This window comes from Campylobacter sp. CFSAN093259 (assembly GCF_012889985.1).
GTDB lineage: Bacteria > Campylobacterota > Campylobacteria > Campylobacterales > Campylobacteraceae > Campylobacter_D > Campylobacter_D jejuni.
Genome location: NZ_CP040617.1, coordinates 755,226 through 769,633 on the forward strand (window position 1 = coordinate 755,226; position 14,408 = coordinate 769,633).

Sequence of the window (14,408 nt, forward strand, 5' to 3'; positions counted from 1 at the left end):
TTAATTTAAAAATGAGTTGTAAATTTCAATAAATGTGAAAATTTGTATTAATTTTTAGGAAAAATTAATACGCATAATAATACATATAATTTTATGTATTATAAAAAATTATTATTTTTGTGATTCAGGTTGTTTTAATATAAGATTTTCAAGTTCTAAAATTTTCTTTTCTAACTTTTCTAGTTTGTCATCGCAATTTGCATCTATGGCTCTAATGTTTTTATTTTTACGCTCTTCGATAATATAAGCAGGAATTCCAACGGCAGTTAAATTTGCACCTATATCTTTAACCACTACAGCATTTGAGCCTATTTTGGCATTTTCTCCTATGGTGATATTGCCAAGCACTTTTGCGCCTGAGCCTATGATCACTCCTTTTTTTATGGTTGGATGGCGTTTAGTACCTTTTTCAAGGCTTGTCCCACCTAAAGTAACGCCTTGATAAATTAAAACATCATCTTCTATAATTGCTGTTTGACCTATAACCACTCCATTGGCATGATCTATAAAAATACGCCTTCCAAGTTCTGCTCCAGGGTGCAAATCTACCCCAGTTAAGAATTGTGAAATTCCGCTAATCATTCTAGCAATGCGTTTAAAATTTCTTATGTAAAAAAAATGTGCAAAGCGGTAATTTACTACAGCCCATACTCCAGGGTAATTAAAAAAAAGTTCTATACAAGAATTAAAAGCTGGATCTTGTGCCTTTGGCTGAGAAAAATCTTCTTTTATAATACCCCAAAAATTCATCTAAACTCCTATGCTTTTTAAATAACCATTATCATTTAAGAAAAGATAAAGCTCGCCTAAAATATGTTTTTTTTGTTTGTCATTTACAAGCTTAGAATTACTTATGCGTTCATTAAGTATATCCATGATAGCGTGTATATCATAGTCTAAATCTTCTAAGGCATCAAGTATGGATTGTGCTTCTATAATCCCCTCAACTTCATAGCCTTTTTCATTGATGCTTATAATAGCTTCAGTAGGATGAGTAAAAAGATTGTGTTTCATTCCAAGTACTTCTTGATAGGCACCTACAAGGAAAAATCCTAGAAAATAATTTTCTTTTTCCACATCTACATCGTGTAAAAATAAAGGTTTATCTTTAGAGTATGAAATTTCTCCATCGCTATCGCAGGTTATATCCCAAATACTTGCACTTCGAGTCGGTTCTTCATCTAAGCGATCAAGTGGCATGATGGGGAAATTCTGTTCTAAGCCCCAAAAATCGGGTATGCTTTGAAAGAGTGAAAAATTTACCAAATACCTTTCTTGCACTTCATCTTGTATGGCAAGTAAATCCGCAGGATTTTGTTTATCGCCTAAAAGCAAGATGGCTTTTTTCGTAATCAAATGAGTTAAAATTTCAGCATTGGAACGATCTTGCAAATCGACATAGCCCAAATCAAAAAGAGTTAAAATACTCTCTAAATGATCTATGCTATCGTGCAAGTATTCTAAAGCATTGGAAGGTTTTATGCTTTTATAAAGATCGTAAAGCTCATCGATAAGTTTTGGATTTTGTTTTTTAAGTATGAGTTTGTTTTCTGCGTATTCTTGAGAAAAAAGTTCTAATACAGGAGCGATTAAAACAGCGTGATTGGCTGCTACAAAACGCCCACTTTCTATGAAAATATCAGGCTCTAAATCTTTTTTTTGTTCGGCTATGTTTTTTAGGATAAAAACTACATCGTTAGCGTATTCTCTTAGGGTGTAATTTCTACTTTTTTCATTTTTAAATTGTGAGTATTCCACAGCTAAACCGCCACCAAGATTGATAGCTTTTAGATTTTTAGCTCCCATTTTTCTAAGTTCTGTGTAAATATTTCCTGCTTCATTTAAGGCTTTTTTCAAGGGATGAATTTCGGTAATTTGTGAGCCTAGATGAAAGTGAATCATGGTAAATTGTTCTAAAAGTTTGTTTTCTTTGAGTAAATTTACCGCTTCTATGAGTTCAGTGGATGTAAGTCCAAATTTAGAATTAATCCCACCACTTTTTGCCCAAATTCCAACTCCAGCAGAATGCAAACGTACACGTAAGCCTATATTTGGTTTAGGTTTAAAGCGTTCTTTAGCTATGTCTATGATAGCTTCAAGTTCATTAAGTCCTTCTATGGTTAAAGTGATATTATGTCCCATTTCAGCTGCGATAAAGCCTATGTTGATAAGTTCTCTATCTTTAAAGCCATTTACGGTAATAGGTGCGCCTTCGTTATTATAAGCCATAGCGAGTAAAAGCTCTGCCTTAGAACCTGCTTCAAGTCCATAGTTATAGTCTTTTCCAAGTTTTACAAGATTTTTTACAAAACCAGGATATTGATTGACCTTTAAAGGATAAACAGCGTTAAATCCTCCTTTATAGCCAAATTCCTTTCTTGCTTTATTGAAATTTCCGTAAATATTTTCAATTTGTTTTTGGATAAGATGAGGAAATCTTAAAAGTAAAGGCCCCTTGTATCCATCATCTCTTAATTCTTTAACTATATCAATAATAGCAGGTTTTTTCTCGTAATTGATACAAACTTTACCATTTTTGATAATGAAATTTTCATTTCCCCAAATATCAATACCATAATCCATCATAAAACCTTCTTTAAGTCTGAAATTTTAATCATTTTTTCTTCTTTTTTTGCTAAATTTTTATAAAACAAACTTTCATTTTGTGCTTCATTTTCTCCCATGCAAAGAAAAATTTCAGTATTATTTTTATCCGCGTTTTCAAGATGTTTGGCTAGTTTTCTTGCTTCATAGCTTAAAAGTACTTTATATTCTTTTCTTAAATTTGTAGCGATATGCAAAAGTTTTTGGATATAAATTTCATCCATAGCACAAAGATAAATTCCTTCTCTTTGAATCTTTTCTTCTTTTTGTTCTAAAATAGTTATAATTCTTTCTATACCCATGGCAAAACCTATACCATAGCCACTTTTTCCACCTAAATACTCTATAAGTCTATCGTAGCGTCCTCCACCTGCGATAGCAGCCTTTGCTCCTATTTCATCGCTTATAAATTCAAAAGCCGTTTTAGAATAATAATCCAAACCCCTCACAAGTTTTGAATCTAACTCAAATTTAACTCCATTATCCTTTAAAATTTGTTGCAGTGTTTCAAAGTCTTTTTGGCAAGAGGTGCATAAATTATTGATCAAAAGCGGAGCATTTTCAAGCAAATTTTGACAATGCTCATTTTTACAATCTAAGACACGAATAGGATTTAAATTTTTTCTACGCAAACAATCTTCACAAAAACCTTCTTTGGAATCTAAGAATTCAACGAGCCTATCGCGGTATTTTGGCAAGCATTGTGAGCAGCCTAAAGAATTAAGTTGAAGTTTAAAATCAATACCAAGGCGTGAGAAAATTTCTACTAGCATTAAAATAATGCTTGCATCTTCATAAACATTAGGTATGCCAAGGCTTTCAACTCCAAATTGATGAAATTCTCTTAAGCGACCCTTTTGAGGTCTTTCATAACGAAACATAGAACCATAATAAAACCATCTTTTCACACTAGTGTTTTTATCGAGTTTTTTTTCTATATAGGCACGCACCACCCCAGCAGTTCCTTCAGGACGCATGCAAACATGATTTTCGCCTTTATCGATAAATTCATACATTTCTTTACCTACTATATCAGAACTTTCTCCTACGCTTCTTTTAAAAAGGGTGCAAAGTTCTAAATGCGGTGTATTGATAAAAGTAAAGCCATAGTTTTTAGCTACTTCTTCGCAGATTTTAATCACTTTTTCATAATAATATGCATCTTTATCTAATAAATCTTTCATTCCTTTTAAAGCGTTAATCATTGTAAAAATTCCTTTATTTGTTGGTGTAATTTTTCTTTACTTTCTTTTGCGTCAAGTGTTAAAATTTCTACAGAAATTTTTTCTTTTAAAAAATGAAGCACTTTTTCGAGTTTATCTTGCACGCTTAAAAAATACTCAATGCCACGTTTTTCTATACTATCTAGTTCTTTTTGACTGAGGCGTTCTTGGATAAGGTTTGCATCTCCTTTTAAAAAGATAATTTTTTGTGGAAAAAAATTTTCTAAAGCAAAACTATTTAAAGCAAAAAGCAAATCGTTTTCAAAATCTTTGGCATAAGCCATGCCTGAAATAAAACTTCTATCGCTAATAATGAGTTTGTTTTGATTGGTTTTTAAGATTTCTTCAAAATGTTGAGCACGATCAGCTAAAAAAAGCAAGAGTTCAGCTCTTTTGTTAATAGGATGAGTTTTATTAAGTAAAATTTCTCTTAAATGTTTTCCAAGTTCTGTTCCGCCAGGTTCGAGTGTGAAAATGGCGTCTTTATAAATTTCTTTTAAAAGTGAAATTTGCGTACTTTTTCCTACGCAGTCAATACCTTCAAAAACTACATACAAGATTGATCCTTTAAAAAAGGTAGAATTTCTTTTGGAACAAGAGAACTTACATCACCCCCATGTGCTACTATAGAACGCACAATAGAACTTGAAATAAAAGCATGTTTTAGACTTGGCATAAGATAAATGGTTTCCATATCTTCCCAAAGTGCGTGATTTGCATAGCCAATTTGCAATTCGTATTCAAAATCACTCACTGCTCTAAGTCCACGGATTATAGTATTAACTTTTAATTCTTTGGCTAAATCTACAAGTAAATTATCAAAAGCAATGATTTTAACATTTTTTAAATTTTGTGTTGCGAGCAGGGCTAGTTCTTTGCGTTTTTCTAAATCATAGCAAGGTTTTTTATGTTCACTTTTTGCTATGGCAACGATGACTTCATCAAAAATTTTTAAAGCCCGTTTTATAACATCTAAATGCCCGTTGGTAATAGGATCAAAAGTCCCAGGATATAAACAAGTCATTTTTGCTCCAATTTTTTTTAAAAATATAACAAATTTAAACTAAAAATTTTGCCATTTTTCATATAAATTGTGTTTTATTTCTAAAAGATCTAACCATTTACCTGCGATAAAATTTTCCATTTGCTCTAGATTGTTTGCTTTAGAATAGCTTGCGATAATAGGAGGGGCGATGATAACTCCCATTTGGCTAAGTTTTAACATATGTTCTAAATTTAAAGTAGAAAAAGGCATTTCACGTACCCCTAAGATGAGTTTTTTTCTTTCTTTTAGGGCTACTGCTGCAGCACGCATTAAAAGAGTGTCTGCAAAACCAGCGTGAATTTTTGCTAAACTTGAAATTGAACAAGGAGCAATGATGGTTTTTTCTATTCCAAAAGATCCACTTGCTACACTTAGACTTAAATTTTTATCATCTAAAAAATGAGTGTATTTAAAATTTTCTTGACAAATTTCTTCTAAATTTGCTTGATTTTCAGTTTTGAAGTTAAGTTTTGCACCTTGGGTTAAAATACAATAAAGTTCGCATTGATTTTCTAAATTTTTTAATAATTTTAAGCCTAAATTGACACTGCTTGAACCAGAAATTCCCAATAAAACTTTCATTGTATAATCATCCTATTTTTACCCACTACGATACCTTGCATAACTTTACCTTCTTTGTTTTTTGCACGAATCCTTTCGCCCATATTTGCACTTTGCAAAGCCACAAGTTCGATTAAAACATCAACATTTGCTTCGCTTAAAACCCCGATTATAGGATCATTTCGGCGTATTAAAGCTGTGGTTTTAAACATATTTGCTCTTAAAATGGCGTTTTTGTTAATATTGCTTTTAGCTACAAGATTATCTACATCATCTAAGGTTAAGGCATTTAAAGGAACTTTATCAAAATCAATCAATACGCTTTTATAGTCAAAAGCTCCAAGTTTATCTCCTCTTTTTATAGCGCGTTCGCTTTTTAAAACTTCTAAATTTGCTTGAATGAAATATCTAAAAAATACATTTTTTTGTATATTTTGCGGAGTTTTAAATTCAGCCCTTAAAAAGCCTTGTGCTTGATTAAAACGCCCATTAGCGATTCTTAGAAATTCATATTGATCAAAATCTTTAGGCAATGATGTTATTTTTAAATCAATTTGAGAAATTATAATTTTAGGAAAATTATTTCTAAATTCTTTAGCTAGTGCTGTTTTGATTTCTTCTAAACTAGCTGCTTGGATATAATTTATCACAATAAAAAAAGTTAAAAAAATAATTTTCATTTTTATCCTAAGAATTATAATGCAATAAATAGTATTTTAGCTTTTATAAGTTTAACAAAGCCTTTAGAAGGCTTTGTATAGAGTTAAAAAGTAGGGATAACAGAGCCTTTGTATTTTTCTATGATAAAATTTTTAATTTTATCGCTTGTTAAAATTTCTTTAATAACAAGACTTTTTTGACTTGTTTCTTCACCTTTTCTTGTAGCTAAAACAATAGCATATAAACTATCTTTATCTTCCATAAAAATACCATCTTTTAAAGGGTTTAAGCCTGCTCCAAGAGCATAGTTTGTGGTAATAATAGCCAAATCAGTATCATTTAGGGCTCTTGGAAGTTGTGCGGCTTTAAGCTCTATAAATTTAAGTTTTTTTGGATTTTTACTTATGTCAATAGGGGTTTTAAGGGTGCTTTGACTTTTAAACTCTATTAAATTTGCTTTAGCTAGTAAATCAAGAGCTCTGCTTTCATTGGTAGCATCATTAGGTATAGCGATTTTAGCACCATTAGGAATGTCTTTTATATCTTTTATGGAGTTAGAATATATAGCCATAGGAACTAAAACAATAGCACCTAAAGAACTTAATTTTGTTCCTTTGTGGGTATTAAAATCATCTAAAAAAGGTTTATGCTGATATAAATTTGCATCTAAATCTTTTTCATTTAAAGCGATGTTAGGTATATTATAGTCATTAAATTCCTTAACTATTAACTTCCAACCTTTTTCTTGAAATAAGGGTTTAGAGAAATTTAAAATTTCAGCATAAGGCGTTGGTGTTGCACCTATGATTATGGTTTTATCTGCCCCAAAACTAAGGCTAATTGTAAATAAAACACTTAAAAATATTTTTTTAATATTCATATTATACTCCTAAAAAGCTGGGATTAATATATCTTTATAATGTTCATTAATGATGGCTTTAAATTTATCGCTTCTTAAAATTTCATCAATTACTTTGGTTTTTTCGCTATTTTTACCTTCTGAGCGTACCACAACATAATTTACATAAGGGCTATTTTTATCTTCCCTAAAAATAGTATCTTTACTTGGATTCAGACCGGCTCCAAGTGCGAAATTAGAATTAATTATAGCAATATCAACATCATCTAAAGCTCTTGGAAGTTGTGCGGCTTTAAGTTCTATAAATTTAAGTTTTTTTGGATTTTTGTTTATGTCCAATGGGGTTTTTAGAGTATTTTTGTTAAGCTCTATTAATTTTGCTTTCTCTAAAAGCTCTAAAGCTCTGCTTTCATTGGTCGCATCATTAGGTATAGCAACTCTAGCACCTTCTTTAAGATTTTCTAAATTTTTGATTTTTTTACTATAAACTCCTACTGGAGCTATAAGTACAGGCGTTGTTGCAATTAAATTTGAACCTTTTTTTAGGTTGTATTCTTCTAAAAAAGGTTTGTGTTGATATAAATTTGCATCAAGTTCTTTTTCCTCTAATGCACGATTGGGCAAAATATAGTCTGAAAATTCTACTATTTTAAGCTCATACCCTTTGTTTTTAAAATCATCTTTCATTAGTTCTAGTAAGCTACCAAAAGGATTTGGAGTGGCTCCTATAGTAATGTTTTGTGCAAATAGGCTAGATAAATTTAGAATGCAAGCGAGTATAATAATTTTAAATAAATTCATAAAAACTCCTTTGTACTTAAGAAAAAAGTCCCTAGGTAAGGGACAAAATTAAAAAGCAGGTAAAACAGATCCGTTGTATTTTTCTATGATAAATTGTTTGATTTTATCACTTTGTAGAGCTTGGATTAAGGCTTTGATTTTTGGATCGTTTTCATGTCCCACTCTTACAACAAGAATGTTTGCATACGGGCTTTCTTTATCTTCGATAAATACGCTATCTTTTGCAGGATTTAGATTTGCAGAGAGAGCGTAGTTGGAATTAATTACAGCAAAATCAACATCATTCAAAGCTCTTGGAAGTTGTGCGGGCTTTAATTCTACAAATTTAATTTTTTTAGGATTGTCTATAATATCAAGAGGTGTTTTTAAAGCCTTATCTTTAAATTTTACCAAACCTTTTTTTGCAATAATATCTAAAGCTCTACTTTCATTGGTTGGATCATTTGGAATGGCGATTTTAACCCCTTCTTTAATATCATCTAGACTTTTGTATTTTTTGGAGTAAACAGCCATAGGTTCTATGTGTATGGCAGCTACTTTGATAAGTTTGGTGCCTTTGTTTTTATTAAATTCTTCCAAATAAGGAGTATGTTGGAAAAAATTTGCATCGGCTTCTCCGTTATCAACAGCTAGATTAGGCAAAACATAATCCGTAAATTCTTTGATTTCAAGTTTATAACCTTGTTTTTCTAAATCAGGTTTTACTTGTTCTAGGATTTCAGCATGAGGGACGGGAGTTGCTGCAACTGTGATGGTTTCTAATGCATTTGCATTAAGACTTAATGTTAAAATACTTGCTATAAATAAAGATTTGATTTTCATTTTTTTCCTTTTTAGTCATTTTGTGCTTGCTTTAATCTTAATAAATTCACTCTGACTATCAGGAAGAAGCATATAAAAACTTGTTGATAGTCAGATTAACGCATCTGATACATCATTTTAATTCCTTTAATTTTTTTTAAATTTTACTTAAAAAAACTTATATTTATCTTAAAAGGAGATATAATCTCCTTATTTTTTGAAACCTTTATAAAGCAAACTTCCTAAAAATAAGATAAAAACAATTACTTGCCAAAAGAAATTTTCATCATTGTTTATATTGATAACTATACTAACTCCAAGTAAAATCAATAGAGTGGCAATGATATATGTAGTTTTACTATTTTTAGCCCAAGTATAAAATAAATTACCTAGAATTTGAACTAATTGAACTAATATAAGTAAAATAACTACAGTTTGAATCATAACTTCTTTGTTAAATCTTTCATAACCATAGCGAATAGCTACATCTCCTAATCCTCCACCACCGACAGTTCCAGCAAGAGCAGAAAAACCAATGGTAAAGATCAAAGTTAGGGTAATTCCGCTAATTATAGCAGGAAGGGCTTCACTAAAGATAACCTTGAAGATAATTTGAATATTGCTAGCACCATAACTTTTTGCTGCTTCTATAATTCCTTTGTCTATTTCTTTAAAAGCGCTTTCAAGCATCTTTGCCAAATAAGGAGCTATTCCGATAGCTAAAGGAACTATGGCAGCATTTGTACCTATGCTTGTGCCTACTATGATTTTAGAAAGTGGTAAAAGAACAACTATAAGAATTAAAAATGGAAAGGCGCGTAATATATTGGTAATAAAATCTAAAATACTATAAGCGATTTTATTTTCTTTAATTCCATTTTTATCCCAAATAGCAAGTAAAATTCCAGGAATGATAGCCAATAAAAATCCAAATAGTACAGCCATTAAACTCATATAAATTGTTTCATTAAGTGCAGGTTTTAAAATGTTTTCATAATTTTCATTGAAACTCGTGATAGAACTTAAACTCACTTCTTTAATATCCTGCCAAGAAAATTCATTAAAAAATTGAGAAATTCTACTAAAAAAAGCACTGACAATAGAGATGTTTTCTTCATTCATGATGGCACCTCCCATAATACTCCACTTTTTTCTATGTAATCAAGAACCTTGTCTTTATCCTTTTCATTTATATTTATAACTAAATTTCCCAAGGCTTTTCCATTCAGTTTTTCTATTTTACCCCAAACTATGTTAAAGTCTATATTTAGAGTTCTTGCCATATGAGTGATGACGCTATTTTGGGCAACTTCTTTTGGAAAGTAAAGTTTGATATTAAGTCCGTGCTCAGGCAAGAAGTCGCTTTCTCCTAAAAATTCTTTCATTTTGGCATTAGGCCTTAAAAAAAGCTCATCAATTGCTCCACTTCCTATGATTTGTCCATGTTCAAGTAATAAAGCTTTTTGAGCTATGTCTTTTACCACATCCATTTCGTGAGTTACTAAAACAACAGTAATCCCAAATTCAGCATTGATTTTAGATATAAGCTCTAAAATATTTTTTGTAGTGTTTGGATCAAGAGCCGAAGTAGCTTCGTCACTAAGTAAAATTTTTGGGTTTAAAGCTAAGGCTCTAGCAATAGCAACACGTTGTTTTTGCCCTCCGCTCAGTTCTCTTGGGTAGGATTTGTTTTTATGATCAAGCCCTACGATTTCAAGTAAGGAATTGACTTTTTGGGCAATTTCTTTTTCGCTCATGTATTCTTTATTAAAAAGCTTGGCATGAAATTTACACTGAGTATAGTGTGTTCTTAAAGGCATAGCAACATTTTCAAATACATTTTTGCGCTCCATTAGGGCAAAATTTTGAAAAATCATCCCTATATCTTTTCTAAGCATTCTTAACTCTTTTGATTTTTTTTGACTTAAATCTTTAATTTCTTGATCAAAGACTTTTAAACTTCCTTCTTGATAATTCTCAAGTCCATTAATACATCTTAAAAGAGTGGATTTTCCAGCTCCACTATGACCTACTATGGCGTAAATTTCACCCTTTTTAATCTCCAAAGAAACATCGTTTATCACGAGTTCCTTGCCATAATATTTTTTTAAATTTTTTATTTTTATCAAATTTTTAACCTCTTAGATTTTGAAGTTCAACTGATATTTTTTCAAGTTGAATTTTTAAATTTTCTAGAGCTTCTTTATTTTGCTCCACCACCTCTTTAGGTGCGTTAGCGATGAATTTTTCATTTGAAAGCATGGAGTTAAGCTTGAAACTTTCTTTTTCAAGCTTATTTTTTTGATTTTCAAGTCTTGTTAAAATACCACTTAAATCAACATTTTCAAGCGTAATAAAAATTTCTAAATTCTCGCTAACATCACATATTGCCTTTGGTAATTTTTCTTCACTAAATTCTATTTGCTCGCACTTTGCGAGCATTATGATAAAATTCATATAAGCTTTGATTTCATCTTTGATTTTTTTATCGTTAAATTTGATATAAGCTTTTTCTATTTTAGAATTTCCAAGATCGATTAAACTTTTAGCACGGCGGATACTAACTATGCTTTCTATGAGCAAAGAAAAGATTTTTTCTATATTTTTATCTTGTTCTTTAAATTTTGGATATTTGCTTATCATAATAGAAGGGCTTGTTTTAAGTTCTGTATCGCTTAGTTTGTGGTATAAATACTCGCTGATAAAAGGCATGAAAGGATTTAAAAGTTTTAAAGCTTCTTTGAAAATACTACCAAGTTCTTTAACGCTTGATTTTTCGGCTTTGCTAAGCTCTATACCCCAATCGCAAAAATCATCCCAAAAGAATTTATATAGAGTATTAGCCGCATCATTAAAGCGATAATTGTCTAAATTTTCTCTTACATCCTTAACACAAGTTTGAAATTTGGCATAAATATATTTTGCTAATTCTGAATGAAGTGTGATATTTTCCAAATCTTCAAATTTACTTTCATTTAAAAGCAGATAATTTTTAGCATTATAAATTTTATTTGTAAAATTTCTAACTTGTAAAAGTTTATCATTGCTAAGTTTAATATCGCGTCCTTGTATAGCAAGAAGTGCTAAAGTAAAGCGTAAAATATCAGCACTATATTCTTTAATGCTTTCATTTGGGTCGATAACATTTCCAAGGCTTTTACTCATTTTTCTACCTTGCTCATCTTTCACAAGAGCATGTAAATAAATATCTTTAAAAGGAAGTTGATGTAAGACATTGGTGCTTTGAAACATCATTCTAGCCACCCAGAAAAATAAAATATCAAAACCTGTAATGAGTAAAGAATTGGGATAAAAATCTTTTAAATCCTTTTCAGACCAAATTTTATCTTTACCCCAATTTTCATTTCCCCAGCCTAGAGTACTCATAGCCCAAAGTCCTGAAGAAAACCAAGTATCAAGCACATCTTCATCTTGTTTGAAATTTTGACTTTGACATTTTGGACAAGTTTTAGGCGTATGTTGGCTTGCCCATTCATGAGAGCATTCGCAATAATACACAGGAATTTGATGCCCCCACCAAAGTTGTCTTGAAATACACCAATCTCTTAAATCTTTCATCCAAGCATTAAAGCTATTTATCCAGTGATTTGGGTAAAATTTACTTTCTCCAAGCGCAACTTTTTCTATACTTTCTTGGGCGATTTCTTTTTTTACAAACCATTGTTTGGAGATATAAGGTTCAACTATATTGTTGCAACGATAACAATATCCTATTTGATTGTTATACTCTTCTATTTTTTCTATAAAACCAAGACTTTCAAGTTTGGCTACGATTTTTTCTCTTGCTTCTAAGCGTTCTAAACCTTGAAACTCTAAACAATGCTCGTTTAAAATTCCTTTTTCATCAAAAACACTTATAAAATCTAAATTATGTCTAAGTCCTACTTCATAATCGTTCATGTCATGAGCGGGAGTAACTTTTACAACTCCTGTTCCAAATTCTTTTTCTACATGTTTATCGGCTATGATTTTAATGGCTTTTTTGCTTATAGGCAAAATCACTTCTTTGTCCACAAATTTAGCATAGCGTTCATCATCAGGATGCACCATAACTGCAGTATCGCCAAAAAAAGTTTCAGGACGCGTTGTGGCTACTACTAAAAATTCATCGCTATCTTTTAAAAAGTATTTAATATGATAAAGTTTTCCTTTGTTTTCTTTGTATTCAACTTCTATATCACTTAAAGCGCCATCATGAGTACACCAATTTATCATGTAGTTTCCACGTACAATAAGTCTTTTATCATAAAGTTCTACAAAGGCTTTTTTTACGGCATTAACCAAACCTTCATCCATAGTAAAACGCAAGCGACTCCATGCAGGAGTGATGCCTAGTGTTCTCATTTGGTCTAAAATTTTTCCACCGCTTTGCTCTTTCCACTCCCAGACTTTTTCTATAAATTTCTCTCTACCTAGTTCTTCTTTTTTAATGCCTTGAGCAAGGAGTTGTTTTTCTACAACATTTTGAGTGGCAATACCTGCGTGATCAAGCCCTGGTTGATAAAGAACCTTATAGCCATCCATTCTTTTGTAACGCGTCATAATATCTTGCAGAGTAAAAGTTAAAGCATGTCCTATGTGTAAAACTCCAGTGACATTAGGAGGAGGCATCATAATGCAGAAATTTTTATCTTTTTCTTGTATGGTTTTATTGCCATCGATTTCAAAATATCCGCGTTCTTCGCAAATTTGATAATACTCTTTTTCTAAATTTTTATCATACATTATTTGCCTTTATTGTTTTAGCTTATTTAATAGAGCTAATTTCTATAATTTCACAAAACGGGAAGAAATATTGTGCTGTATTAAGTCCAGTTTTCAAACTTTTGATATGTTTAGAAAAATCACTTCCTTTGCCGTCTTTTTTAATTTGAAGTTTAAGTCTTTCTAAAATTTCTTCACGTGCTACATGTTCATTTAATTCTTTTGGATTGTTTAAATATGGGCTTAATCTATCTAAACTAATATATTTATAAGCTTTTTTCATATCTGAAAAGATAATTTCTTTGTTATAGATAGTTAATTTCATTTCCCCTTTTGGTAGCATTTTAACAAAAATACTTAGATAATAATCTTTTGCATTATCTTGTATAACGCTTAGCATATCTTTTAACAGATTGATTCTGTATTGGCTTAAAAATTTTCCATCTAAAATGTAAACTTTCATATTTTCTGTGCTAAGCTCAGGTTCTAAACGACTGTTTTTTCCTATGCTTAGATACTCTCTAGCGGTATTTAGATATTTATTTTTGTTTGATTTGTTTGATTGAAGTTCTTTTTTTACAGCTCTTTCTCTTTCTAAGATCTTTTGTTGTTTGCTGATTTCTTTTTTAAGAGCTTCTATTTTGGCTTGTTTATTTTCTTGTTTTAATTTTTCTTTATCCGTATCTAAAATTTGCTTATTTTCATTTGTATTAATATTATTACTTGTATTGGTGTTATTATTTAAGCTTTGATTGTTTTCGCTTATTGATGTATTAAATGTATTGTTATTTAAGCTTTGATTTTCATCTAATAGGTTTGTTTCTTGCTTTTGGATGGTATTGTTATTAATATTTATATCTGATGAACTATTGTTGGTTTGGATCGAGGGTGAATAGGAATTATCGTAGTTATTGGTATATGATTTTTGTTCGGTGTAAGTGTTGGTATTTAAGGTGTAATTCTTTGGTTTTGAATATTCAAAAAGATAATAATAGGTTCCACCTAATATCACAATAACAGCAATTAATATGCCAACAATAATAGAAAAAATTTTCAAATTCATTTGCTATCCCTTAAAAACAGAAAGTTAAATAATTTTAGCATTGTACTATAATCTAATATAAAGTAA

The 14,408-nt window shown here is 30.6% G+C and carries 14 protein-coding genes; all 14 read right to left on the reverse strand.

Annotated features, from left to right (window positions below):
* Window positions 1-111: 111 nt before the first annotated feature.
* The gene (cysE, locus tag FBF20_RS04020) at window positions 112-750 is read right to left on the reverse strand and encodes a serine O-acetyltransferase (RefSeq protein WP_002852612.1); all 639 of its coding nucleotides are present in this window, start codon (window positions 748-750) and stop codon (window positions 112-114) included.
* The gene (speA, locus tag FBF20_RS04025) at window positions 751-2,586 is read right to left on the reverse strand and encodes a biosynthetic arginine decarboxylase (protein WP_032599057.1); all 1,836 of its coding nucleotides are present in this window, start codon (window positions 2,584-2,586) and stop codon (window positions 751-753) included.
* On the reverse strand, window positions 2,583-3,809 hold the full coding sequence (gene hisS / locus FBF20_RS04030) for a histidine--tRNA ligase (RefSeq protein ID WP_002852541.1): 1,227 nt from the start codon (window positions 3,807-3,809) through the stop codon (window positions 2,583-2,585). Before hisS ends, speA begins: the two co-directional genes overlap by 4 nt.
* Window positions 3,806-4,384: a dTMP kinase gene (tmk, locus tag FBF20_RS04035; protein WP_002852526.1), complete on the reverse strand. Its 579-nt coding sequence runs from the start codon at window positions 4,382-4,384 to the stop codon at window positions 3,806-3,808. Before tmk ends, hisS begins: the two co-directional genes overlap by 4 nt.
* Window positions 4,375-4,851: a pantetheine-phosphate adenylyltransferase gene (gene coaD, locus FBF20_RS04040; protein WP_002852633.1), complete on the reverse strand. Its 477-nt coding sequence runs from the start codon at window positions 4,849-4,851 to the stop codon at window positions 4,375-4,377. The genes tmk and coaD overlap by 10 nt, the downstream gene beginning before the upstream one ends.
* Window positions 4,852-4,890: 39 nt before the next feature.
* Window positions 4,891-5,454 carry a UbiX family flavin prenyltransferase gene (locus tag FBF20_RS04045; protein WP_002852466.1) on the reverse strand — a complete coding sequence of 188 codons (564 nt, stop codon included), beginning with the start codon at window positions 5,452-5,454 and terminating at the stop codon, window positions 4,891-4,893.
* On the reverse strand, window positions 5,451-6,113 hold the full coding sequence (flgA, locus tag FBF20_RS04050) for a flagellar basal body P-ring formation chaperone FlgA (RefSeq protein ID WP_002852578.1): 663 nt from the start codon (window positions 6,111-6,113) through the stop codon (window positions 5,451-5,453). The genes FBF20_RS04045 and flgA overlap by 4 nt, the downstream gene beginning before the upstream one ends.
* 83 nt (window positions 6,114-6,196) lie before the next feature.
* On the reverse strand, window positions 6,197-6,973 hold the full coding sequence (locus FBF20_RS04055) for a MetQ/NlpA family ABC transporter substrate-binding protein (RefSeq protein WP_002852406.1): 777 nt from the start codon (window positions 6,971-6,973) through the stop codon (window positions 6,197-6,199).
* A gap of 9 nt (window positions 6,974-6,982) precedes the next feature.
* Window positions 6,983-7,753, reverse strand: coding sequence for a MetQ/NlpA family ABC transporter substrate-binding protein (locus tag FBF20_RS04060; protein WP_002852483.1), 771 nt, complete (start codon window positions 7,751-7,753; stop codon window positions 6,983-6,985).
* Between the two features lie 48 nt (window positions 7,754-7,801).
* Window positions 7,802-8,575, reverse strand: a complete 774-nt coding sequence (locus tag FBF20_RS04065) for a MetQ/NlpA family ABC transporter substrate-binding protein (protein ID WP_002852410.1) — start codon at window positions 8,573-8,575, stop codon at window positions 7,802-7,804.
* Window positions 8,576-8,764: 189 nt separating this feature from the next.
* Window positions 8,765-9,676, reverse strand: a complete 912-nt coding sequence (locus FBF20_RS04070) for a methionine ABC transporter permease (RefSeq protein ID WP_002852518.1) — start codon at window positions 9,674-9,676, stop codon at window positions 8,765-8,767.
* Entirely contained in the window at window positions 9,673-10,683 is a 1,011-nt protein-coding gene (locus tag FBF20_RS04075) for a methionine ABC transporter ATP-binding protein (RefSeq protein WP_002904588.1), read from the reverse strand. Before FBF20_RS04075 ends, FBF20_RS04070 begins: the two co-directional genes overlap by 4 nt.
* 4 nt (window positions 10,684-10,687) lie before the next feature.
* On the reverse strand, window positions 10,688-13,300 hold the full coding sequence (locus FBF20_RS04080) for a valine--tRNA ligase (RefSeq protein WP_002889734.1): 2,613 nt from the start codon (window positions 13,298-13,300) through the stop codon (window positions 10,688-10,690).
* A gap of 22 nt (window positions 13,301-13,322) precedes the next feature.
* The gene (locus FBF20_RS04085; RefSeq protein ID WP_002867971.1) at window positions 13,323-14,342 is read right to left on the reverse strand and encodes a hypothetical protein; all 1,020 of its coding nucleotides are present in this window, start codon (window positions 14,340-14,342) and stop codon (window positions 13,323-13,325) included.
* Window positions 14,343-14,408: the final 66 nt, after the last annotated feature.